This is a genomic window from Sphingosinicella microcystinivorans (assembly GCF_027941835.1).
Lineage (GTDB): Bacteria > Pseudomonadota > Alphaproteobacteria > Sphingomonadales > Sphingomonadaceae > Sphingosinicella.
The window spans coordinates 3,969,768-3,990,138 of record NZ_CP116005.1 but is presented as its reverse complement, the minus strand read 5'-3'; the positions used below and the strand labels follow the sequence as shown (position 1 = coordinate 3,990,138).

At 68.5% G+C, this 20,371-nt stretch carries 26 protein-coding genes; 8 read left to right on the top strand and 18 right to left on the bottom strand.

All coding sequences use genetic code 11. From position 1 onward, the window contains the following. Positions 1-19: 19 nt before the first annotated feature. The 9 genes from PE061_RS19285 to PE061_RS19245 all read right to left on the bottom strand — a co-directional run bounded on the left by PE061_RS19285 (position 20) and on the right by PE061_RS19245 (position 8,373). Positions 20-1,138, bottom strand: coding sequence for an acyl-CoA dehydrogenase family protein (locus PE061_RS19285; protein ID WP_271256829.1), 1,119 nt, complete (start codon positions 1,136-1,138; stop codon positions 20-22). Positions 1,139-1,147: 9 nt separating this feature from the next. Next, positions 1,148-2,341 carry an acyl-CoA dehydrogenase family protein gene (locus tag PE061_RS19280; RefSeq protein ID WP_271256828.1) on the bottom strand — a complete coding sequence of 398 codons (1,194 nt, stop codon included), beginning with the start codon at positions 2,339-2,341 and terminating at the stop codon, positions 1,148-1,150. 10 nt (positions 2,342-2,351) lie between these two features. Beyond that, positions 2,352-3,695, bottom strand: coding sequence for a flavin-containing monooxygenase (locus PE061_RS19275; protein ID WP_271256827.1), 1,344 nt, complete (start codon positions 3,693-3,695; stop codon positions 2,352-2,354). An 89-nt stretch (positions 3,696-3,784) separates the two neighbouring features. After that, the gene (locus tag PE061_RS19270) at positions 3,785-4,264 is read right to left on the bottom strand and encodes a Dps family protein (RefSeq protein ID WP_271256826.1); all 480 of its coding nucleotides are present in this window, start codon (positions 4,262-4,264) and stop codon (positions 3,785-3,787) included. Positions 4,265-4,365: 101 nt separating this feature from the next. Further along, the gene (gene clpS / locus PE061_RS19265) at positions 4,366-4,698 is read right to left on the bottom strand and encodes an ATP-dependent Clp protease adapter ClpS (RefSeq protein WP_271256825.1); all 333 of its coding nucleotides are present in this window, start codon (positions 4,696-4,698) and stop codon (positions 4,366-4,368) included. A gap of 136 nt (positions 4,699-4,834) precedes the next feature. After that, entirely contained in the window at positions 4,835-5,650 is an 816-nt protein-coding gene (locus PE061_RS19260) for a phasin family protein (RefSeq protein WP_271256824.1), read from the bottom strand. Between the two features lie 106 nt (positions 5,651-5,756). After that, positions 5,757-7,136, bottom strand: a complete 1,380-nt coding sequence (pgmG, locus tag PE061_RS19255) for a phosphoglucomutase/phosphomannomutase PgmG (protein WP_271256823.1) — start codon at positions 7,134-7,136, stop codon at positions 5,757-5,759. A 38-nt stretch (positions 7,137-7,174) separates the two neighbouring features. Beyond that, positions 7,175-7,576, bottom strand: coding sequence for a J domain-containing protein (locus tag PE061_RS19250; protein WP_271256822.1), 402 nt, complete (start codon positions 7,574-7,576; stop codon positions 7,175-7,177). Next, on the bottom strand, positions 7,576-8,373 hold the full coding sequence (locus tag PE061_RS19245; protein ID WP_271256821.1) for a division plane positioning ATPase MipZ: 798 nt from the start codon (positions 8,371-8,373) through the stop codon (positions 7,576-7,578). The genes PE061_RS19250 and PE061_RS19245 overlap by 1 nt, the downstream gene beginning before the upstream one ends. 109 nt (positions 8,374-8,482) lie before the next feature. On the opposite strand from PE061_RS19245, the gene panC reads away from it, so the two are divergent. From panC to PE061_RS19225, 4 genes are all read left to right on the top strand, one after another. Next, complete coding sequence (panC, locus tag PE061_RS19240) at positions 8,483-9,316, top strand: pantoate--beta-alanine ligase (protein ID WP_271256820.1); 834 nt, start codon at positions 8,483-8,485, stop codon at positions 9,314-9,316. A 118-nt stretch (positions 9,317-9,434) separates the two neighbouring features. Then, positions 9,435-10,472: a sensor histidine kinase gene (locus tag PE061_RS19235; RefSeq protein WP_271256819.1), complete on the top strand. Its 1,038-nt coding sequence runs from the start codon at positions 9,435-9,437 to the stop codon at positions 10,470-10,472. Between the two features lie 85 nt (positions 10,473-10,557). Then, positions 10,558-10,845, top strand: a complete 288-nt coding sequence (locus PE061_RS19230) for a hypothetical protein (RefSeq protein ID WP_271256818.1) — start codon at positions 10,558-10,560, stop codon at positions 10,843-10,845. 124 nt (positions 10,846-10,969) lie between these two features. Further along, positions 10,970-12,346: a diguanylate cyclase domain-containing protein gene (locus PE061_RS19225; RefSeq protein WP_271256817.1), complete on the top strand. Its 1,377-nt coding sequence runs from the start codon at positions 10,970-10,972 to the stop codon at positions 12,344-12,346. Here PE061_RS19225 and PE061_RS19220 read toward each other — a convergent pair. From PE061_RS19220 to PE061_RS19200, 5 genes are all read right to left on the bottom strand, one after another. Further along, complete coding sequence (locus PE061_RS19220; protein ID WP_271256816.1) at positions 12,325-13,470, bottom strand: GNAT family N-acetyltransferase; 1,146 nt, start codon at positions 13,468-13,470, stop codon at positions 12,325-12,327. The genes PE061_RS19225 and PE061_RS19220 overlap by 22 nt on opposite strands. A gap of 93 nt (positions 13,471-13,563) precedes the next feature. Continuing rightward, a complete protein-coding gene (locus tag PE061_RS19215; RefSeq protein ID WP_271256815.1) occupies positions 13,564-14,307 on the bottom strand; it encodes a glycerophosphodiester phosphodiesterase family protein in 744 nt (247 codons plus the stop codon). A 15-nt stretch (positions 14,308-14,322) separates the two neighbouring features. Continuing rightward, entirely contained in the window at positions 14,323-14,784 is a 462-nt protein-coding gene (locus tag PE061_RS19210) for a RidA family protein (protein ID WP_271256814.1), read from the bottom strand. A 39-nt stretch (positions 14,785-14,823) separates the two neighbouring features. Then, positions 14,824-15,435: an HAD family hydrolase gene (locus PE061_RS19205; RefSeq protein WP_271256813.1), complete on the bottom strand. Its 612-nt coding sequence runs from the start codon at positions 15,433-15,435 to the stop codon at positions 14,824-14,826. After that, positions 15,432-15,710 (bottom strand): DUF3572 domain-containing protein, encoded by a 279-nt coding sequence (locus PE061_RS19200; protein ID WP_271256812.1) that lies wholly within the window; start codon positions 15,708-15,710, stop codon positions 15,432-15,434. The genes PE061_RS19205 and PE061_RS19200 overlap by 4 nt, the downstream gene beginning before the upstream one ends. 104 nt (positions 15,711-15,814) lie before the next feature. On the opposite strand from PE061_RS19200, the gene PE061_RS19195 reads away from it, so the two are divergent. Further along, on the top strand, positions 15,815-16,177 hold the full coding sequence (locus PE061_RS19195; protein ID WP_271256811.1) for a response regulator: 363 nt from the start codon (positions 15,815-15,817) through the stop codon (positions 16,175-16,177). 21 nt (positions 16,178-16,198) lie between these two features. Here PE061_RS19195 and rpmG read toward each other — a convergent pair whose 3' ends face one another. Next, on the bottom strand, positions 16,199-16,366 hold the full coding sequence (rpmG, locus tag PE061_RS19190; RefSeq protein WP_046348982.1) for a 50S ribosomal protein L33: 168 nt from the start codon (positions 16,364-16,366) through the stop codon (positions 16,199-16,201). Positions 16,367-16,535: 169 nt separating this feature from the next. On the opposite strand from rpmG, the gene PE061_RS19185 reads away from it, so the two are divergent. Further along, positions 16,536-16,784, top strand: a complete 249-nt coding sequence (locus PE061_RS19185; RefSeq protein ID WP_271256810.1) for an Hpt domain-containing protein — start codon at positions 16,536-16,538, stop codon at positions 16,782-16,784. A gap of 16 nt (positions 16,785-16,800) precedes the next feature. On the opposite strand, the gene rnr is transcribed toward PE061_RS19185, so the two are convergent. Together rnr and sugE are read right to left on the bottom strand one after the other, a co-directional pair. Continuing rightward, on the bottom strand, positions 16,801-19,011 hold the full coding sequence (gene rnr, locus PE061_RS19180) for a ribonuclease R (RefSeq protein ID WP_271256809.1): 2,211 nt from the start codon (positions 19,009-19,011) through the stop codon (positions 16,801-16,803). 40 nt (positions 19,012-19,051) lie between these two features. Further along, entirely contained in the window at positions 19,052-19,369 is a 318-nt protein-coding gene (sugE, locus tag PE061_RS19175) for a quaternary ammonium compound efflux SMR transporter SugE (protein ID WP_271256808.1), read from the bottom strand. 159 nt (positions 19,370-19,528) lie between these two features. Here sugE and PE061_RS19170 point away from each other — a divergent pair, with 159 nt between their 5' ends. Then, positions 19,529-19,774, top strand: a complete 246-nt coding sequence (locus tag PE061_RS19170) for a type II toxin-antitoxin system ParD family antitoxin (protein ID WP_271256807.1) — start codon at positions 19,529-19,531, stop codon at positions 19,772-19,774. Continuing rightward, on the top strand, positions 19,764-20,066 hold the full coding sequence (locus tag PE061_RS19165; protein ID WP_271256806.1) for a type II toxin-antitoxin system RelE/ParE family toxin: 303 nt from the start codon (positions 19,764-19,766) through the stop codon (positions 20,064-20,066). Before PE061_RS19170 ends, PE061_RS19165 begins: the two co-directional genes overlap by 11 nt. A gap of 125 nt (positions 20,067-20,191) precedes the next feature. On the opposite strand, the gene PE061_RS19160 is transcribed toward PE061_RS19165, so the two are convergent. Further along, complete coding sequence (locus PE061_RS19160; protein ID WP_271256805.1) at positions 20,192-20,371, bottom strand: hypothetical protein; 180 nt, start codon at positions 20,369-20,371, stop codon at positions 20,192-20,194.

The window sequence follows — 20,371 nt, the reverse complement described above, 5'->3', positions numbered from 1 at the left end:
GGGAGAGGGATAACAGGTGCTACGCCGCCTCCCCGAACGCCAGCGCCTCGTAGCGCCCGAGGTGCCAGTCCGTGTTCCCGAACTGGCTTTCGATCATCGTCGCGCGCTTGAAGTAGTGGCCGATCGCGAGTTCGTCGGTCATGCCCATGCCGCCGTGGATCTGGATGGCTTCCTGCCCGCTCAGCGTCAGCCCCTTGCCGATCTTCGCCTTCGCCATCGAAACGGCGGCGGGGTCCGGCAGTTTCAGCGTCGCCATCAGCGTCATCGACGCGGCCTGCTCGGCTTCCATGAACATGTCGACCATGCGGTGCTGGAGCACCTGGAACTTCGAGATCGGCTGGCCGAACTGCTTCCGCTGCTGGGCATAGTCCTGCGTCTGCCGGTGCAGCTCGCGCAGCACGCCGACAGCCTCGGCGCAGAGCGCCGTCGTCGCCTCGTCGATGATGCGCGAGACGAGCGGGAAGGCGGCGTCGGCCTCGCCGAGCAGCGCCTCGCCGGGCACGTCGGCGGCCTCGAAATACACCTCGGAGGCGCGCCCGCCGTCGGCGGTCGGATAGTCGCGCCGCACGATACCCTTCGCGCCGTTCTCGACGAGGAACAGGCTGATCCCGCTGCGCTCGCGCGGTCCGCCGCCCGTGCGCGCGGTGACGATCAGGTGGCTCGCGAACGGCGCGTCGCGCACCACGGCCTTGTGGCCGGACAGCGTCCAGCCGCCGCCGGACCGCTTCGCGCCCGTCGTGACGTTTGCCGGATCGAAGCGCCCCTTCGGCTCGGCCCACGCGAAGGCGGTCGTTGTGGTCCCCGAGATGATGCCCTCGATCAGGTCGTCCCGGCCGGTCTCGCGCGCGAAGCCGCCGCCGATCACCACCGTCGAGAGATAGGGCTCCAGCACCAGCGCCTTGCCCAGTTCCTCCATCACGATCATGGTCTCGACCGCGCCGCCGCCGAGCCCGCCGTGCGCCTCGGAAAAGGGCGCAGCGAGGATGCCGAGGTCCTCGGCGAAGGCGCGCCAGATGTCGGGCGACCAGCCGTCGCCGCGCGCGATCTTCATCCGCGTCTCGTGGTCGTAGCGGTCGGCAAGGAAGCGCGCGAGCGTATCGCGCACCATCGTCTGCGTTTCGGTGTAGCTGAAGTCCATTGCCCGCCCCTAGAGTCCGAGAACCATCTTCGCGATGATGCCGCGCTGGATCTCGTTCGATCCGCCGTAGATGGAAGTCTTGCGCATGTTGAAATAGGTCGGCGCGGCGCGGAGCGCGTAGTCGGGGCCGATGGCGTGTTCGTTGTCGCTCATCCCGAAGCCGCGGAACCACGGCGCGCCGTAGTGGCCCACCGCCTCCAGCGTCAGCTCGGTGATGCGCTGCTGGATCTCGGTGCCCTTGATCTTGAGGAGCGAGGATTCCGCCCCCGGCGGCTTTCCGGCGGCGAGCGCCGCCAGCCCGCGCAGCTCGGTGAACTCGAGCGCGGCGAGGTCGATCTCCAGCTCGGCGATCTTGCGCCGGAAGAACGGATTCTCGATCAGCGCGCGGTCGCCGTCCAGCTCGGTCGCCGCGATGGCGCGCAGCTTCTCGATGCCGCGCTTGGAGCGCGCGACCCCCGCGATGCCGGTGCGCTCGTGCGCGAGCAGGAACTTGGCGCAGGTCCAGCCCTTGTTCTCCTCGTGCACGCGGTTCTCCACCGGCACGCGCACGTTCTCCAGCCACACCTCGTTCACCTCGTGCTCGCCGCCGAGCGTGATGATCGGGCGCACGGTGATGCCGGGCGTCTTCATGTCGATGAGCAGGAAGGAGATGCCCTCCTGCGGCTTCGCGCTCGGGTCGGTGCGGACGAGGAAGAAGCCCCAGTCGGCGTGCTGCGCGAGCGTCGTCCACGTCTTCTGGCCGTTCACGACATAATGGTCGCCGTCGCGCTCCGCCTTGGTGCGCAGCGAGGCGAGGTCGGAACCCGCGCCCGGCTCGGAATAGCCCTGGCACCACCAGTCCTCGCCCGAAAGGATGCGCGGCAGGAAACGCGCCTTCTGCTCGGGCGTGCCGAACGTGTAGATGACGGGGCCGACCATGCTGATGCCGAACGGCAGGATCGGGATCGTATCGGCGCGCGCCAGTTCCTCGGAAAAGATGAAGCGCTGCGTCGCGCTCCAGCCCGGCCCGCCGTATTCGGTCGGCCACGCGGGCGCGACCCAGCCCTTCTTGCCGAGGATGCGGTGCCACGAGAGATAGTCTTCCTTCGACCACTCGTCGCCCTCGTCGAGCTTGCCTTTCAGGGGCTCGGGATAATTCTCCGCGATGAAACAGCGCACCTCCTCGCGGAAGGCGGCGTCCTCGGGGCTGAACGACAGGTCCATTGTGTCCTCCTCAGGCGGCGACGGCGGTCGTTGCCGCCGGCCAGTCTTTGCGCCGGTTTTTCCCGGCCTTCAGTTCGTGGGCGATCTCGCGTTTGTAGACGTCGAAATCCACCTGCATCGTGTGGCGGCGCGAGGCGTAGTAGTGCCCCTGATGCCGGGCCTCGTCATCCGCGATCGTGCGCCGCATCGCCTCGGCGTCGGGGAGGCCGTAGGCGCCGGTCAGCCACGCCGCGAGCAGCTTCGATTGCTGCTCGGCGAGGTTCACGAGCGTCGGCAGCGACTGGGCGAGCCCCATGAACCACAGGTCCGTCCGCTCCGGGCGCACCATGCGCTTGAACAGGCCGATGTGGTTGTCGACGACCGGCGCGTCGGCATCGCTCAGGAACGGGAACGCGATCTGGTAGCCGGTGGCGTAGACGATGGCGTCGATGGCCTCGACGCTGCCGTCCTCGAACCGCACGCTTCCGCCTTCGAGCGCGGCGATGTTCGGCTTCACCGTGATGTCGCCCGAACCGCAGCGCAGCAGGAACTCCGAGCTGACCGTCGGGTGCGCCTCGAGCGGCGCATGGTCGGGGGCGGGGAGGCCGTAGCTTTCCATGCTGCCCACCGCGCGCTTCACCACGAACGCGGCGAGGCGGCGCTTGAGGCCGATCGGCATCCATTCCGGCAGCGCCTGCTTGTCCGATGGCTTGCCGCCCAGGTACTTCGGCAGCACCCACACGCCGCGCCGCGCGGCGACGAACAGCTTCGCCGCCATCGGCCGCTGCGAAAGCTCCGAGGCGATGTCGACCGCGCTGTTGCCGAGCCCGACGACGAGCACGCGCCTGCCCACCATGTCCACCGGCGCGAACGGCGTGCGGTAGTCGTGGCTGTGGATCTGCGGCCCGTCGAAACGGCCGGGAAATGCCGGGATGCTGGGCTTCCAGTGATGGCCGTTCGCGACCGCGAGCACGTCGTAGCGGCGCGTCTCGCCGCCCGCGGTCACGTCCCAGCCGCCGCCCGGAAGCGCGCGGCACTGCGTTACCTCGGTGTTGAAGCGGATGCGCTCGCGCAGGCCGAAACGGTCGACGTAGGCGTTGAAGTAGCCGTCGATCAGGCTGTGGTGCGGGAAGTCCGGCCAGTCGGCGGGAACCGGGAAATCCTCGAACTGGAGGCGCGTCTTCGAGGTGTCGATGTGCAGCGACTGGTAGCAGGCGGAAACGCCGTTCGGGTTGCCGTAGGCCCAGTTGCCGCCGACGCGGTCGGACGCCTCGAAGATGTCGAAGGGGATGGCGTGGTCGGCGAGCCGCTTGGCGGTCGTGAAACCGCTGCAACCGGCGCCGATGATGCAGACCTTTGGTGCGGAGGCTCCCATGCCCCCAGATTCGGGTGAGGCGCCGGAAGCGTCAACTCACCCGAATCAATAGGGGCCCTGAATCAACAGGAGCCTTGCAGGGACGAGGGTCAGCCGAGGATCGACCGCAGCATCCACGCGGTCTTCTCGTGGTACTGCATACGGCCGACGAGCAGGTCGACGGAGACCTCGTCGCCCGCGTCTTCCACCGTGGAGAATATCTTGCGCGCGGTGCGCGCCACGGCCTCGTTGCCCTCGGCGAGCTGCTTCACCATCTCCAGCGCCTCGGGCGGCTGCTCGGGGGCTTCCTTGATGCTGGTGAGCTTGCCGAACGCGCTGTATCCGCCCGGCGCGAAGTGGCCGAGCGCGCGGATGCGCTCCGCGATCTCGTCGGTGGCGAGCCACAGCTCGTTGTACTGCGTCTCGAACATCGTGTGCAGCGAGTTGAACATCGGGCCCGTGACGTTCCAGTGGAAGTTGTGGGTCTTCAGGTACAGCGAGTAGGTGTCGGCAAGGACGTGGGAGAGGCCGTCGGCGATCTTGGCGCGGCCGGCCTCGGGGATACCGATATGGGATTCTGTGTCGGACATGATGCTTCCTTTCGTCGCTGCATACTGGTGGAAATCGAAGGCCACCGCCAATGGATTACGTCATTGACTGCAATCAAGAACCTCAATGAAACAAAATGGTTTCAGGCTTTTTCCAGCGTGCATTGCAGCGGGTGCTGGTTCTGGCGTGCGAAGTCGAGCACCTGGTTCACCTTGGTCTCGGCGACCTCGTAGGTGAAGACCCCGCAAAGGCCGACGCCCTTGTGGTGGACATGCAGCATCACGCGCGTCGCGTCCTCGGTGGACATGCGGAAGAAGCGCCGCAGCGTCTCCACCACGAACTCCATCGGCGTGTAGTCGTCGTTCAGCATCAGGACCTTGTAAAGCGACGGCTTCTTGGTCTTGGGCTTGGTCTTTGTCGCGACGCCGGTGTCTGTGCCGGAACCGTTCCGGTCGTCTGACTCGCGATCAGTCATCGTTTCAGCTCGCACACTCCCGAGGTTTCGCGCTGCACCATGATATTGCAGGTGCGCCCGCCATAACAAGACCGCGCGCGAAAAGGGGCGGCCGCACGGCGACCGCCCCTTTCCTGTCTGCAAGCAACCCGGAGGGTTACTTGGCGGCCGAAACCGCCTTGAACTTGTCGGCCGCAACCGCGAAGCGGCTGGAGATCGGCTCGAACACGTCGTTCGAAAGCTTCACGAACGCCTCGGTCATCTTGCTGCTGTCGGCGATGAACTTGTCGAACTGGCTGCGCGCGAAATCGCTCTGCAGCTGGAGCAGCTCGTTGGCGCTCTTCGCCGAGGAGAAGGACTTGAAGGCCGAGGTGGCGGCTTCGCCGTTCTTCTTGGCGAGGTCGATGGCCGACTGCGTCAGCGTCTCGAAGCCCTTGGCGGCGATCTTGCCGGATTCGACGAACGCCTCGACGTTCTCGCGTGCGAAGCTGTTCAGCTCCTCGGCGGCCTTGGTGCTCTTCTCGAGCGCTTCGCGGGTCTTCGTCTGGAACTGCTCGACGGCGGCCTTGCCCTGCTCGAGCGCGGTTTCGGTCTGCTTCTTCACGGTGTCGTTGATCGTCATGATAACTGCCTTCTGCTTCGGGGGGACGCTGGCCTTCGCGGATACGGCTGCGGCGGCCACTGTTTTCGGTTTGGGTGCGGCTTTCGGCGCCGGCGCTTTCGCGGCCTTGGCCTCGACCTTGACGGCGGCGGGTTTCACCGGCTTTGCCGGCTTTGCCGCGGCCTTGGGGGACGACTTCGCCTTTGCAGCAGGAACGGGGGCGTCGGCCTTCGGCGTCGGCTTTGCCTCGACCGTGGGCTTGACCTCGGCCTTGGCGACCGGTGCGGGCTCTGCCTTCGGAGCGGCGGCAGGCTTCGCCGGCGCCGCGGTGACGGGTTCCACTTTCACTTCCACCTTTGCTGCTTCAGCCATCGTGACCTCCAGAGGCACACCTTATGCTGCACTGCAACATAGGGAAGACGGCCCGACTCGTCAAGGCTTTTTGTGCACTGCAACATAAGTGAAATGTGAGGCCGGCTCAGTGTCCGGTCAAAGTCGCGAGGCCGGAGGCGGAAAGCTGCGCGTTGATCGCCGCGACGAGCCGGTCGAGCGCGTCCTGCGAGACGGCCTCGGCCCGCGCGACGAGCACGTCCTGCGTGTTGGAGGCGCGCAGCAGCCACCAGCCGTCGGGCGTGTTGACGCGCGCGCCGTCGGTGCGGTTCACGTCCGCGCCGCTCGCCTCCAGCCGCGCCAGCACCTCGTCGATCACCGCGAACTTGCGGCTCTCGGGGCAGGGGAAGCGCAGCTCCGGCGTGTTCACCATCGCCGGCATCGCGCCGCGCAATTCCGTCAGCGACCGGCCGCTCCGGTCCACCGCGCCGATCAGCCGCACCGCGGCATAGATCGCGTCGTCGAAGCCGTAGTAGCGGTGCGCGAAGAAGATGTGCCCGCTCATCTCGCCCGCGAGCGGCGCGCCGGTTTCCTTCATCTTCGCCTTGATGAGCGAATGGCCGGTCTTCCACATCAGCGGCTTGCCGCCGAGGTCGGCGATGCGGTCGTAGAGCGCCTGGCTCGCCTTCACGTCGGCGATGATGGTCGCGCCCGGCACGTCGCGCAGCACGTCCTCGGCCAGGATCATCAGGAGCTGGTCGCCCCAGATGATGCGGCCGGTGCTGTCGATGGCGCCGATGCGGTCGCCGTCGCCGTCGAAGGCGAGGCCGAAGTCGAGGCCCTGTTCGGCGACGACGCGGCGCAGGTCGACGAGGTTCTTCTCCTCGGTCGGGTCCGGGTGGTGGTTCGGGAAGTCGCCGTCCACGTCGGTGAACAGCAGGTGGTGCTCGCCCGGCATCCTGGCGGTCAGCCGCTCGATGATCGGTCCCGCGGCGCCGTTCCCGGTGTCCCACGCGATGCGGAAGCCGCGCGCGGGCACGTCCTCCAGCAGCCGCTGCACATAGTCTTCCGAGACGTCCACCGTCCGGTTCGAGCCCGTGCCCGTCTCCCAGTCGCCCGCCGACGCCATCGTGCCGATCCCGGCGATGTCGGCGCCGTAGAACGGCCCGTGGCCCAGCATCATCTTGAAGCCGTTGTAGTTCGGCGGGTTGTGGCTGCCGGTGATCATCACGCCGCCGTCCGCCTCGAGGTGGTGCACGGCGAAGTAGAGCATCGGCGTCGGCCCGAGCCCGATCCGCAGCGCCTCGCAGCCCGTGTCCTCGAGGCCCCGCACCAGCGCCGCTTCCAGCGACGGCGAGGAATGGCGGCCGTCATAGCCGACCGCGACCTTGGTCCCGCCCGCCCGGCGCACGCGCGTGCCGAAGCCGCGGCCGATGGCGTAGGCGTCGTCCTCGCCCAGCGTTTCGCCGATGATGCCGCGGATGTCGTATTCCCGAAGCGAGGTCGGGTGGAAGTCGTGCCGGTCCAAGATGCTGCCCTTGCTGTGAGAATCGCGAAACTATCGCCTCAACGCCCCGTAGTGCGAAGATGTTTCAGGAGCGTATCCCGCGCCGCGTTGATGCGTGCCGAGGCGTCGGCGCTGCCGCCCCTGTCCGGATGGGCTTCGGCGATCATCCGCCGCCACGCCGCGTTGATCTCGACGGCGTTCGCTTCCGGCGCGAGGCCGAGCAGCCGCCCGGCTTCCTCCGCCGTCATACCCGTGGCGGTGCGGGGGCGGCGGTCCAGCACCAGCCACGCGGCCACGCCCGCGACGGTCAGCGCGCCGAGCCATTGTCCGGTCAGCATCAGGCGCAGCGCCACGCCTCCCGCGGCAACGATGCCGATCCAGCGCAGCCGCGCCGGGGTCAGCGCGCCCGTGTACCACAGTGCGGCAAGGGCTCCCGCCGCGAGGGCAAGGACGATGCCCATCAACTGGCGAGGCTCTGCGCTTCCTCGGTCTCGGGTATGGAGAGGCTGCTGACGAGTTCGCGCAGCTCGTTGCGCGCGGCGATGTGGCTCATGTTGACGTCGTCGATGACGCCGATGTCGAGCAGCGTCAGCCCGCGCGGGAAGAGCTCGCGGTAGATGACGCGCTCGGAAAGGCCGGGCGCGATGCGGAAGCCGATGCGCTTGGAAAGCTCGTCGAGCGCGCCGCCGACGCGGATCATGTTCTTCGCGGCGAGCGAGGACATGCGGTTCCGCACCACCACCCAGTCCACCGATCCGCCGTCCGTCTTGGCGCGGGCCTTGCGCGCGTCCCAGATCAGCTCGGCGTAGAAGCTCGGGCGCTTCACCTTGAACGTGTCGGGGTCGACCTGCCCGATGAGGTCGAAATCGACGAAGCTGTCGTTCATCGGCGTGATCAGCGTGTCGGCGCGGCCGAGCGCGACGCGCGACAGGGAGCTGTCGCGGCCCGGCGTGTCGACCACGATCACGTCCACCACCGGCGACCACGCGTCGAGCGTGGTGCGCAGCAGCGTCTCGCCGTGGCTGTCGTTGTCGTCGATCACCTGAAGCCGCGGCGTCTTGAGGCCGAGGCCGTGCCCGTCCGAGAAGCTCTGGCGGTTCTCCATGTAGCGCGTGAAGGTGCGCTGCCGCAGATCGAGGTCGATGGCGGCGACCTTGCGGCCGCTGTGCATCAGCGCGACGGCGATGTGGACCGCGGTCGTGGACTTGCCGGTCCCGCCTTTTTCATTGCCAAGAACGATGACATGGGCTTTGGCCATAAACGAACGCGCCCCCGATGGCTGGATTCCGCTTGATGGCGGACTGTTTCATTCACGGGCGCCGGGGAGTCAATCGAGGAGAGGCAAGATTCCGGAGGCTTTCGAAACCGTGCGGACGGTCGCGGCGTTACGCGCGCGCGTGCGCGAGTGGCAGGCGGCGGGGCACAGCGTCGCGCTGGTGCCGACGATGGGCGCGCTCCATGCCGGGCATCTGGCGCTGGTGGCCGCAGGGCTCGCCCGTGCCGACAGGGTGATCGCCAGCATCTTCGTGAACCCGACGCAGTTCGGCCCGAACGAGGATTTCTCCCGCTATCCGCGCCGCGAGGCGGAGGACGCGGCGGCGCTTGCCGGGGCAGGGTGCCGCCTCTTGTTCGCGCCCGCCGTCGAGGAGATGTACCCGGCGGGCTTCGCCAGCAGCGTCCATGTCTCCGGCCTCACCGCCGAGCTGGACGGTGCGCACCGGCCCGGCCACTTCGACGGCGTCGCGACCGTGGTCGCGAAGCTGCTGAATCAGGCCGGGGCCGATTTCGCCATGTTCGGCGAGAAGGACTACCAGCAGCTCCTCACCGTCCGCCGCATGGCCGCCGACCTCGACATCGCCACCGAGATCGTCGGCGTGCCCACGGTGCGCGAGGCGGACGGCCTCGCCCTGTCGTCGCGCAACGCCTACCTCTCGGCGGAGGAGCGCGCCCGCGCCGCGCTGTTCCCGAAGACGCTGATGGCGGCGCGCGACGCGATCCGCGCCGGGTCGGCGATCGAAGCCGCGCTTGCCGAGGCGGACGCGGCGCTGCGCGCGGCGGGACTCGTGCCCGACTATGTCGCGCTTCGCGACGCGGAAACGCTGGCGCCCGCCGCGTCGCTCGAACGCCCGGCGCGTATCCTGTCGGCGGTCCGGGTCGGTTCGACGCGCCTTATCGACAATCTGGCCGTCGAAACCGTCTGAAAGCGCCCGCGTTAACTTTTCATTAGGAATTCTCAATAACTATTAACGCCGTTGCAGGGAGCCCGGCGGATACCCTCGATCGTGCAGGATTCCGGCCGTTTGCAGCGGAGCATTCTCGATGCAGGACTGGCTGACGGACGTCATGGAGCCGCCGGGGGGCGAACTTCCCGGCCGGGCGGTCGACGCCTCGGCCCGGCCCGCCGAGCTGCTCGCCCGCCCCGACATCGCGCTCTGCCTCACGGGCGGGGTCGCCGTGGTGATCGGGTCGGAGCCGGTCGGGCGCGTTTCCGGTCCGCGCCTTGCGCAGGCGCTTGCCCGCGCCGTCGAGGCCGGGGATCGCGAGGCCCGCGCCGCGCGCGACGAGGTGCGCCGCCTGCGCCGCGACCGGCGGATGCTCGCCGCCAACCTCAGCCACGAGCTGAAAACGCCGATCAACGCGATCACCGGCTACAGCGAGCTGGTCGCGCTCGGCCTGCAAAGCGGCCGCACGCACGCCGCCGCCAGCCAGAACGCCGTGATCTGGGAAGCCGCGCAGGGAATGCTCTCGACGCTCGATTCCATCCTCGACCTCGCCCGCATCGAGGCGGACGCCGCGCCGCTCGACGAAACCGAGGTCGACGTGCGGCAGCTCGCCGCGTCCGTGCTTCGTATGCTCGCGACGATGGCGGAGGCGCGCGGCGCGAGCGTCGCCATCGAGATGCCCGCGGACCTGCCGCGCCTCCACGCCGACGCGCGGATGCTCCGCCAGATCCTCGTCAACCTCGCGGGCAACGCGCTCAAGTACGGCGGCGAGAAGGTGAGGCTCACCATCGCCGCGCGCGTCGACCGCGCCGACCGTATGCTCATCGAGGTGCGCGACAACGGCCCCGGCATGTCGCCGCGCGCGATCGAGACGGCGATGAAGCCGTTCGCGCGCGGGAGCGACGACAAGGGGATGCTCGCCGGCAGCGGTCTCGGCCTGCCGCTCGTCAAGGCGCTCACCGAGCTCCACGAGGGGAGCTTCAAGCTGCTGTCGTCACCGGGCCGGGGGCCGGGCCAAGAGACGGGCCGGGGCACCCGCGCCGTCGTCACCATGCCGTCCGGCCGCGTCCGGCTTGACCGCAGCGGCCGGCAGGAGGCCTTCGCGTTCCGGCGGACCACTTCGCTGTTCGGTTGATTCCACGAGATTTTCGCCGTTTCCGGCGTTAACCATTTCTTGAACAAGCTGCGCCAAATCTCCTCCCGTTGAGGGGGATTTTCAAATGGCAAGTCATCCAGTCAGTGAAGTCCGGTTTCTCCACGCGCAGATGGCGGCGGCGATGGCCGGCCAGCCGGACGCGTTCTACGAACTCGGTGTCGCCTATGCGGTCGGCCGCAACGGCCTCGAGGTCGATCTCGTGGAAGCGCACAAGTGGTTCAACCTCGCCGCCATGTCCGGCGACGAGCGCGCGCAACTCGACCGCAGCGAGGTCGCGGCGTCGATGACGCCCGCCGAGGTCGCCGCGGCGCAGCGCGAGGCCCGCGCATTCCTGATGCAGACGCGCCACTAGCGCTGCGCCGAATCACGGAAAGCCCGCGGATTCAGGCGCTTCGGGCTTGCAAATAAAAGCGAAATGGCCGTTTGCTATGCCTGCTGTCGTGAACAGCAGGGGGACTTGCGCCTTGGCGACGCGGTTGTCTGGAAAAGTATCGGAAATCAAAGCATTTCCATCGCAGGCTTCCGAGTCGCGTGAAGACGAGATTCTGGCGCTGCGCGCCGAGCTGGCGCGCGAGACGGCGCTCCGCAAGCGCTACGAGACCCAGCTCAGGCAATTTTCGGCGTCCCTGCCCGTCGTCATCTGGATGTCGGATGCGGACCGCCGCATCAGCTTCGTCAGCGACAGCTGGTACGCGATCACCGGCACCCGGCCCGATCAGCTCGAGAACTGGACGCTCACCATGCACGAGGAGGATCGCCTCTCCGTGCCGGGCGAGATTCTCCGCGCCTCGGAACGTCAGGAACGGTTCGCGGTCGAATATCGCATCCTGAAGTCGGACGGGTCGAGCGCGTGGGTGCTCAACATCGGCGCTCCCAAGTTCGATGAGCTCGGCCGCTGCGACGGCTATGTCGGCGCCGTCATCGACGTCAGCGAGCGCCGCGCCGCGACCGAGGCGCTGCAAGGGCTGGAAACCCGCCTTTCGCTTGCGCTCGACGGCACGCGTGTCGGTGTGTGGGACTGGGACATCGCGTCGGGCGAGGTCTGGCTCAGCGGCAGCGCGCTCGCGATTCAGGGCTATGCGAGCGGCGAGGTGCAGGGCCATGCCGCCGGCATCGCGGAGTATGTGCACCCGGACGACCTCGCTGAGCTTTACCGCGCGATGATCGCCTGCCTGAAGGGCGAGCAGCCGATGGTGAACCTCGAGCATCGCCTGCGCCGCCGCGACGGCGGCTGGGTCTGGGTTTCCGAGCGCGGCCGCGTCGTGGAGCGCGATGCCAACGGCCGCGCGCTGCGCATGATCGGCACGCGCACCGACATGACCGAGCAGCGCGAGCGCGACGACCGCCTGCGCTGGCTCGCCGCGCACGACGTGCTGACCGAGCTTCCGAACCGCGGCCGCTTTCAGGAGCTGCTGCTCGCCGCGATGCGGGAGACGGACGCGGGCGGCGGCCGCATGGCGCTGATGCTCGTCGATCTCGATCACTTCAAGGCCGTCAACGACGGTTTCGGCCACGATGCGGGCGACGCGCTGCTGCGCCGCGCGGCCCGGCGCCTGCGCGAGGCGTTCGCCGGCGCCTCGGTCGCGCGCCTCGGCGGCGACGAGTTCGCGATCATCGTTCCCGATGCCGCGCGGCACGGCGAGGAGGTGATGGCGCTCGCGGCGCAGGCGATTCCTGCGGGGACGACGGGCGGCGACGATCCGAGCGAAAGCACGGCAAGCGTCGGCGTCGCGCTCTATCCCGATCATGCCGGCAGCGCCGCCGATCTCGTCAAGGCCGCCGACGTCGCGCTCTACGCGGCGAAGCAGGCGGGCCGCGCCTGCGCCCGGCTCTATGATGAACCCCGCCGGTAGGGGGTGAACGCCTCCATCGCGCCGATGTCGGCGGCGATCGCCGGGCGCTCGCGGGCGAGGTAGTCCTCGATCGCGCGCCTGAGGCCCGGATGCCGGATGTAATGCGCCGAGGTCGTCACCACGGGCACATAGCCGCGCGCGAGCTTGTGCGGCCCCTGCGCGCCCGCCTCGACGCGGGCGAGGCCATGCGCGATCGCATGGTCGATGGCCCGGTAGTAGCACAGCTCGAAATGCAGGAAGGGCAGGTCGCGCACCGCGCCCCAGTACCGCCCGTAGAGGCAGTCCCCGCCGATGAAGTTGAGCGCGCCCGCGACGGGCGTGTCGCCGTCCATCGCCAGCACCAGCAGCACGCGCTCCGCCATGCGCGCGCCGATCAGGCTGAAGAAGGCGCGCGTCAGGTAGGGGCGGCCCCACTTGCGGCTGCCGGTGTCCTGGTAGAAGGCCCAGAACGCGTCCCAGTGCGCCTCGCTTATGTCCGCGCCGGAGAGCGCCACGATGCGGAGGCCCGCCTCCGCCGCCTCCCGCCGCTCGCGGCGGATGGTCTTGCGCTTGCGCGAGGCGAGGCTGCCGAGGAAATCCTCGAAGCTGCCGTATCCGGCGTTGTGCCAGTGGAACTGCTCGGTGTGGCGAATGAGCCAGCCTGCCGCCGCGAACAGCGGCACCTGCTCCGGCGCGATGAACGTGGCGTGCGCGGACGAGATCTGCTGCCGCTCGCAGAACTGCTCGATCCCCGCGATCAGCGCGGGGGCATGGTTCACGTCCTTCAGCAGCAGGCGCGGGCCGGTCGCGGGCGTGAACGGCACCGCCATCTGGTACTTGGGGTAATAGCGCCCGCCCGCGCGCTCGAACGCGTCCGCCCAGCCGTGGTCGAACACGTACTCGCCCTGCGAGTGCGACTTCGCATAGGCGGGCGCGATGCCGAGGATGCCGCCGTCCGCGTCCTCCAGCACGGCGTGCGCCGCCTGCCACCCCGCCGCGGCGACCGCGCTTCCCGATTCCTCGAGCGCGCCGATGAAGGCGTGCAGCGTGAACGGGTTGTCGTCCCCGGCGCAGGCGTTCCACGCCTCCGCGGGGATGTCGGCGGCCGAGGTGACGATGCGGAAGGTTGTGGGTTGTCCCGTCATATCAGGCGGTGCGTCCCTCGACTTCGCTCGGGATGAAAGACTTTTTCACTCTACGATTATCATCCCGAGCGAAGTCGAGGGACGCACCCCGCATCATGCGTGTTCCGGCAGGTCCTCGAAGATGATCTGGTCGGCGTTCGCTGCGGCGCGCGCGCGCTCCTCGTCGTCCCGCACGGTCCATGTCAGCACGGGGCGGCCCTTGCGGCGCTGACGCGCGGCGAAGCCGAAGGGCAACGCCCTGATGTCGCAGGCGATGAAGTGCGGCCGCGCGGCGCGGACGGCGAGGTTGCGCGAAAGCCAGCCGCGCGGCCCCGCGTTGCCGCGCCCCTCCCTGGTGACGACGAGGCCGCGCACGGTCTGCGGGCTGTGCTCGCGGAACCAGTGCACGATGCGCGGATCGAACGACATCACCGCCGTCCAGCCGTTCGCGCCTTCCAGCGCCCGGCGCACCGCCCGGCAAAGGCTGCCGTGCCCGCGCCGCCCCGGCGACTTCACCTCCACCAGCGTCGGCGTGCGGCCGCCGATCTCGCTCAGCACCTCGCGGAGCGTGCGGATCGGCTCGTCGGTCCCGGCAAGGCGGAACGCGCCGAGTTCGCCCACCGTCAGGTCGGCGATGCGCCCGCCCGCGTTGACGAGGCGCGGCAGCTCGGCGTCGTGGAACACCACCGCGTCCTTGTCCGCAGTCAGCCGGACGTCGAGCTCGATGCCGTGGCCCGCCGCGATGGCGCGCTCGAACGCCGCCCTGCTGTTCTCGGGCACGCCCTTCGCGCCGTGGAGCCCCCTGTGCGCGAAGGGCTGGCGCGTGATGAAGTCGAGATCGCGGGGCGATGTTCGCAAGCGGCGGTTTCCGTATCAGGCCTTCACAGCAATCACGGCATCGACCTCGACGGCGACACCGAGCGGCAGGGCAGGAACGCCGACCGCGCTGCGCGCGTGCCGCCCCGCGTCTCCCAGGACCTCGACCATAAGGTCGCTGCATCCGTTGGCAACCTTCGGCTGGTCATAGAAATTCGCCGTGCTCGAAACGAACGCGCCGAGCTTCAGCACGCGCTCGATGCGGTCGAGGCTGCCGAGCGCGGCCTCGGCCTGCGCGAGGATGCCGATGCCGCAGAGCCGCGCCGCCGCCTGTCCGGCCGGAACGTCCATGTCCTCGCCGAGGCGGCCGAGCACCAGCGTCCCGTCTGCGCGGAACGGGATCTGGCCGGAAATGTAGAGCGTGTTCCCGTGCAGCACCGTCGGCACATAGTTGGCGGCGGGCGCGGCAGCCTTCGGCAGCGTGATTCCCAGCTCGGCGAGGCGCGCTTCGATACTCATGAGTGGAGATTCCCCTTCGTTGCGTTTCGGGTCGGTTCGTCAGGGCGCCGCCTGCCGGATCAGGTACGGTAACGCCTGCGACCATGTGTCGATCCGCGCGTGCGCGTCGTCTGCGGCCCGTATCAGGGGCCTCAGCTCCGGATCGGCGACCATGTGCAGCCGGTGCACGTGCGGCGCGTCCCGCTTTACCGAACTGTGGTGCGGCGGCAAGTCGTCGATGAACACGGCGGCGTCGCGGCCGTGCTCGCGCATCAGCGTGGTGACGGCGGGGCCTTTCGGCCCGTCGTTCACGTAGACCGGGAACGGCATCCCCAGCGCCGCGATCTGCGCGCGGCGACGGTCGCGGTAGACGTCGCGGATGTTGGTGAGGATGACGATCTCGTAGTGGCCGGAAAGCGTGGCCAATGCCTCGACCGCGCCCTCGACGACGGGCTGGCCCTCCATCGCGCTTGCGAAGAAGCCGTCGACGAGGGTGCGGATGTCCCCCCGTTCGACGAGGCTGCCGTCCGCCTTGCGGCGGATGTTGCCGGACAGCGCGAAGCTCTCGAAGTTGAGTTCGAGCGCGTGCGCCTCGTCGAGGTAGGTCCGGAACGGTCCCGCGAAGTGCAGCAGCACCTCGTCGCAGTCGCAGATGAGCAGGGGCTTCGTCATCGCGCCAGCGCCTCGCGCGCGGCGGCGAGGCGCGGCGGCGCGGTGCCGATCGCCTCGGCGCAGGCGATGAGGTCGGCCTCGTGCGCGGCGAGGAAGTCGAGCGTCGCGCCCAGCACCTCGGGGCTGCCCGCCCGCTGCCGCAGCGTTTCCGCGTCGAGGCCGGTCAGCGCCAGCAGGCGCGGCCCGAGCCGTTCGTCGCCCGCGATCCACGCCAGGGCGTGCAGCGCCATCACTTCGGCCTCCTCGCGCGTCGGGACTGTTTGGTAAGAGGTCATTAACTCTGGACAATTAGGATTGTATCAACCATTCGCCAAGGCGATTGTTCGGCAGGCCGGTTCGCGGGGCTATTATGCGCGGCAGGGCTTGCGAAGAGGGGACCATGCAGAAAACCGTCCTCGTCGTCGAGGATAACGACCTCAACATGAAGCTGTTCTGCGACCTTCTGGAAGCGCACGGCTATCGCACGATGAAGACGCGCGACGGGCGCAGCGTGCCCGATCTGGTGCGTGCCGACCGCCCCGACCTCATCCTCATGGACATACAGTTGCCCGAGGTCTCGGGACTCGAAGTGACCGGCTGGCTGAAAAGCGACGAGGAACTGAGCGGCATTCCGGTCGTCGCCGTCACCGCCTTCGCGATGAAGGGGGACGAGGAGCGCATCAAGGCCGGCGGCTGCGAGGCGTATATCGCCAAGCCGATCTCGGTGATGCGCTTTATCGAAACCGTCCGCCAATACGCCTGACGCGGCGCCGGGCGGCCGGGCTTACTTGATCTTGGCTTCCTTGAACTCGACGTGCTTGCGCGCGACGGGATCGTACTTGCGGAAGGAGAGCTTCTCGGTCTGCGTGCGCGGGTTCTTCTTCGTCACGTAGAAGAAGCCGGTGTCGGCCGAGCTGACGAGCTTGATCTTGACGGTCGTTGGTTTGGCCATGGCGCGGCAGTCCTTGCGCTTGATCTTTTGCGGTTCAAAAAAGAACGCGGCGTCTTTGCGCCGCGCTTACGGGCGGGGCTAATGCCGAAAACGGGCTCCCAAGTCAAGCGCGAGTCAAGCGCGGGCGTGTTTAACCGCCTCCTAACGACTTTGCGCGATTCTCCCCCGCATGATCGACGAAGACTTCGAATCGCTGCATCAGGAGCTGTCCGACAAGCTGGAGGACATCCAGCTCCTGCTGCTCGCGGGCAGCTACGGCGAAGTGCGGCGGCAGCTGCATTCGCTGAAGGGCCTCGCCAAGGCCTTCGGCTTCAACGATTTCGCGGCCGAGGTCCACGCTGCCGAGGAAACCCCGGCGAACGTCACCACGCTCCAGCCGCGCCTCGACCGCATGTTCCGCCTGCTCGACGCGGCCTGAACGGCGAGGGACGCACCTACCGTTTCCGTCGCACCTTGCCCGCGCCCTTCGGCAGCGGCGGCCGCCCCTTGCGCTGCGGCGCGGGTCTGCGCCCTCCGCGCGGCATCGGCCCATCAGGAAACTCGAAGCGCAACGCGCCGCTGATCGGGTTCGCGTCGGCGAGCCTGAGGTCCAGCCGCTGCCCGACATGGTAGGTGACGCCCGTCGTCAGCCCCTCGATGGTCTTGGTGCCCTCGTCGAAGTGGAAACGCTCGGCGCCCAGCATCGACATGGGGATCAGCCCGTCGCCGCCCACGCCCTCGACGCTCGCGAACAGCCCGAAGCGCGTCACGCCGCTGATCCGCGTGCGCACGATCTGCCCCACCTGCGCCGCCAGATACGCCGCCACGTAGCGGTCGATGGTGTCGCGCTCCGCCTCCATCGCGCGCCGCTCGGTCATCGAGATATGCTCGGCGGTGCGGGGGAGGGCGCGCATCTCCTCGTCGGTGAGGCCGCCGTCGCCGAGCCTGTACGCGCGCACCAGCGCCCGGTGGACGAGCGTGTCCGAATAGCGCCGGATCGGCGAGGTGAAGTGCGCGTAGCTGCCGAGCGCGAGGCCGAAGTGGCCGAGGTTGTCGGTGCCGTAGAAGGCCTGCGCCTGGCTGCGCAGCACCTGCTCGGAAACCTGCTCCAGCAGCGCCGGGTCGTCGATCCGCGCCAGCAGGCGGTTGAAGGTCGTCGGCGTCACCACCTGCCCCAGTGACAGGCTGAGCCCGAGCGCCTTCACATAGTCGCCGAGCGCCACCAGCTTCTCGCGGCTCGGCCGTTCGTGGACGCGGTACACGACCGGCGAGGTCTTCGCCTCCAGCGCCTTCGCCGCCGCGACGTTCGCCGCGATCATGAAATCCTCGATGAGCTGGTGCGCCGGGAGCGGCTCGCGCACGCGGATTTCGGCGATGCGGCCTTTCTCGTCGAGGACGACGCGCCGCTCCGGCATGTTGAGCGCCAGCGGGTCGCGCTTGTCGCGCGCGGCTTTGAGCGCCTGCCACGCCGCCCACAGCGGCCGCAGCACGCTTTCGGTCAGGTCGTGCTCGATCTTGCCGTCGATCGCGTCCTGCACCGTCTCGTAGGCGAGATTGGCGACGCCGTGCATCACCGCGCGGCTGAAACGCCAGTCGCGCACCGCGCCGTCCGCCGCGATGGTCAGGTGGCAGGCGAGCACGGCCTTGTCCGCGTTCGCGTTCAGCGAGCAGGCGTCCGTCGAGAGCGCCTCGGGCAGCATCGGTACCACCCGGTCCGGGAAGTAGACGCTGTTGCCCCGCTCGCGCGCCTCGCGGTCGACGGCGGTGCCGGGGCGCACGTAGAAGCTGACGTCGGCGATGGCGACGATGGCCTTGAAGCCGCCGGGATTGCCGGGGTCGTCGTCCGCCGCCGCCCACACGGCGTCGTCGTGGTCGCGCGCGTCGGCGGGGTCGATGGTGAGGAGCGGCAGGTCGCGCAGGTCCTCGCGCGGCCCGAGCGGCAGCTTCGCCGCTTTCTCCGCTTCGGTGAGCGCCTCGCCCGAGAACGTGTGCGGGATGCCCTTTTCGTGGATGGCGATCAGAGAGAAGCTGCGCGGCGCCATCGGGTCGCCAAGCCGCTGCACGACGCGCCCCGTCGCCCGCGCCCCGCGCCCCGATTGCTCGGCGAGCACGAGGTCGCCCGCGTCCGCCTCGCCGATGTCGGTGATCTTGAGGTCGAAGCGCAGGCGCTTGTCGGTTGGCACGAGGAACCAGCCCGAGGCATCGCGCCGCAGCACGCCGAGCAGCGCGTCTTCGGACGACGCGCCGATCTTCTTCATCACGTGCGCGAGGTGTCCGCGCCCGGTCTCCTCGATGCGCGCGAGGATGCGGTCGCCCACGGCCAGCGCCGCGCGCTTGCGTCCTTCGACAACGCGCACCTTCGGCGCGGGCGTCTCGTGCGTCCAGCCTTCCGGCACCGCGACCGCGCGTCCGCCCTCGACGCCGACGATCTTCAGCACCGTCACCTTCGGCAGCCCGCCGCCCTTGTGAAAGGCCCGCCCCGCACCCGTTTCGAGCAGGCCTTCGTTCGCCATGTCCTTGAGCAGCGCCTTCAGCAGGATCTTGTCCTGCGCGGTCAGTCCGAACGCCTTGGCGATCTCGCGCTTGCCGACAGGCGAGGCCGAGTCTTCAACGAAAGCCAGAATCTGTTCGCGGGTGGGGAGGCCGGGGGAGGGACGTTTCGCCATTTCCCCTCATGTCGGGCCTCGCGCCTCCGGCGGCAAGCCCTTACCGCGTCGAAAGCTTCATCAGCACGAGCCCGCCGACGATCAGCGCGGCGGCCAGCACCCGCATCGGGCTGACGCTTTCGCCGAGCACCGCGACGCCCGCAAGGAACGCGCCCACGGCCCCGATCCCCGTCCACACCGTATAGGCGGTGCCGAGCGGCAGCGACTTCATGGAGATGGACAGCAGGGCGAAGCTCGCGATCATCGCGACGATGGTGACGATGCTGGGCGTCAGGCGCGTGAACCCGTCCGACTGCTTCATCGCGAAGGCCCAGACCACCTCCAGCAGCCCCGCGATTCCGAGATACACCCAAGCCATGACGGCTCTCCTCTCCAAAAGAGCCGGGCCGTCCCGGACCTGAAACCCGTGAAGGGGGAGGACGTGGCCTCGCGGCGCCTATGTGGCGGGCGGGAGGGGGAGGGTCAAGCTTATTGGAATTACCGGATTTTGGTATATATTGGTACTATTGGAGGCGTCATGGCACGAAACACGTCAATCTCGCTCGGCGATCATTTCAGCGGCTTCATCGAGACGCAGGTCAGCAGCGGTCGCTATGGCTCGGCAAGCGACGTGGTGCGCGCAGGATTGCGCCTTCTCGAAGAGCGCGAGGCAAGAGTACGCGCGCTGCAGGCTGCGCTTGCCGAGGGCGAGGCATCGGGCGAGCCGCGCCCGTTCGACAACACCGCCTTCCTGAACCGGATGCGCGCCCGGCATGGCGGGTAGGCGCGGCGGTTTTCGCCTGACGCCGCGCGCCGAAGCCGATCTCGAAGACATTTTCACCTACACGGCGGAGCGCTGGTCGCTCATGCAGGCGGAGGACCATCACGCCGGTTTCGCTGCTGCGTTCGAAAAGCTCGGCAGCGGCGAGCGATCAGGCCGCGCCGCCGGTGTTCCCGGCGCATATCTCAAGTACGCGGTCGGCTCGCATCTCGTCTTTTATCGCGAGCCGGAGAGCGAAATCATCGTGGTTCGCGTCCTGCATCAGCGGATGGATGTGGGGCGGTATCTGGAATAGAAAGGCGTGCCCTCAGGTGCGTCCCTCGACTTCGTTCGGGATGATGCACGTGTTTACCGGCTACAAAGGGATTTCATCCCGAGCGAAGTCGAGGGACGCACAGCCCGAATGTCCCCGCGTCCGCGCTACCGCAACCGCGCGATACTGAGCCCGTCCGCCTTCGCGCGGTCCTTCACCGATTCTTCGCTGCGGGTCAGCGCCTTCGCGATGGCCTTCAGCGGCATACCCTTCTTGGCCAGCGTATGCAGCTTGTCGATCTCGGCGGCCGTCCAGGGCTGCCGGTGCCGTTCGAAGCGCTCGCTCAT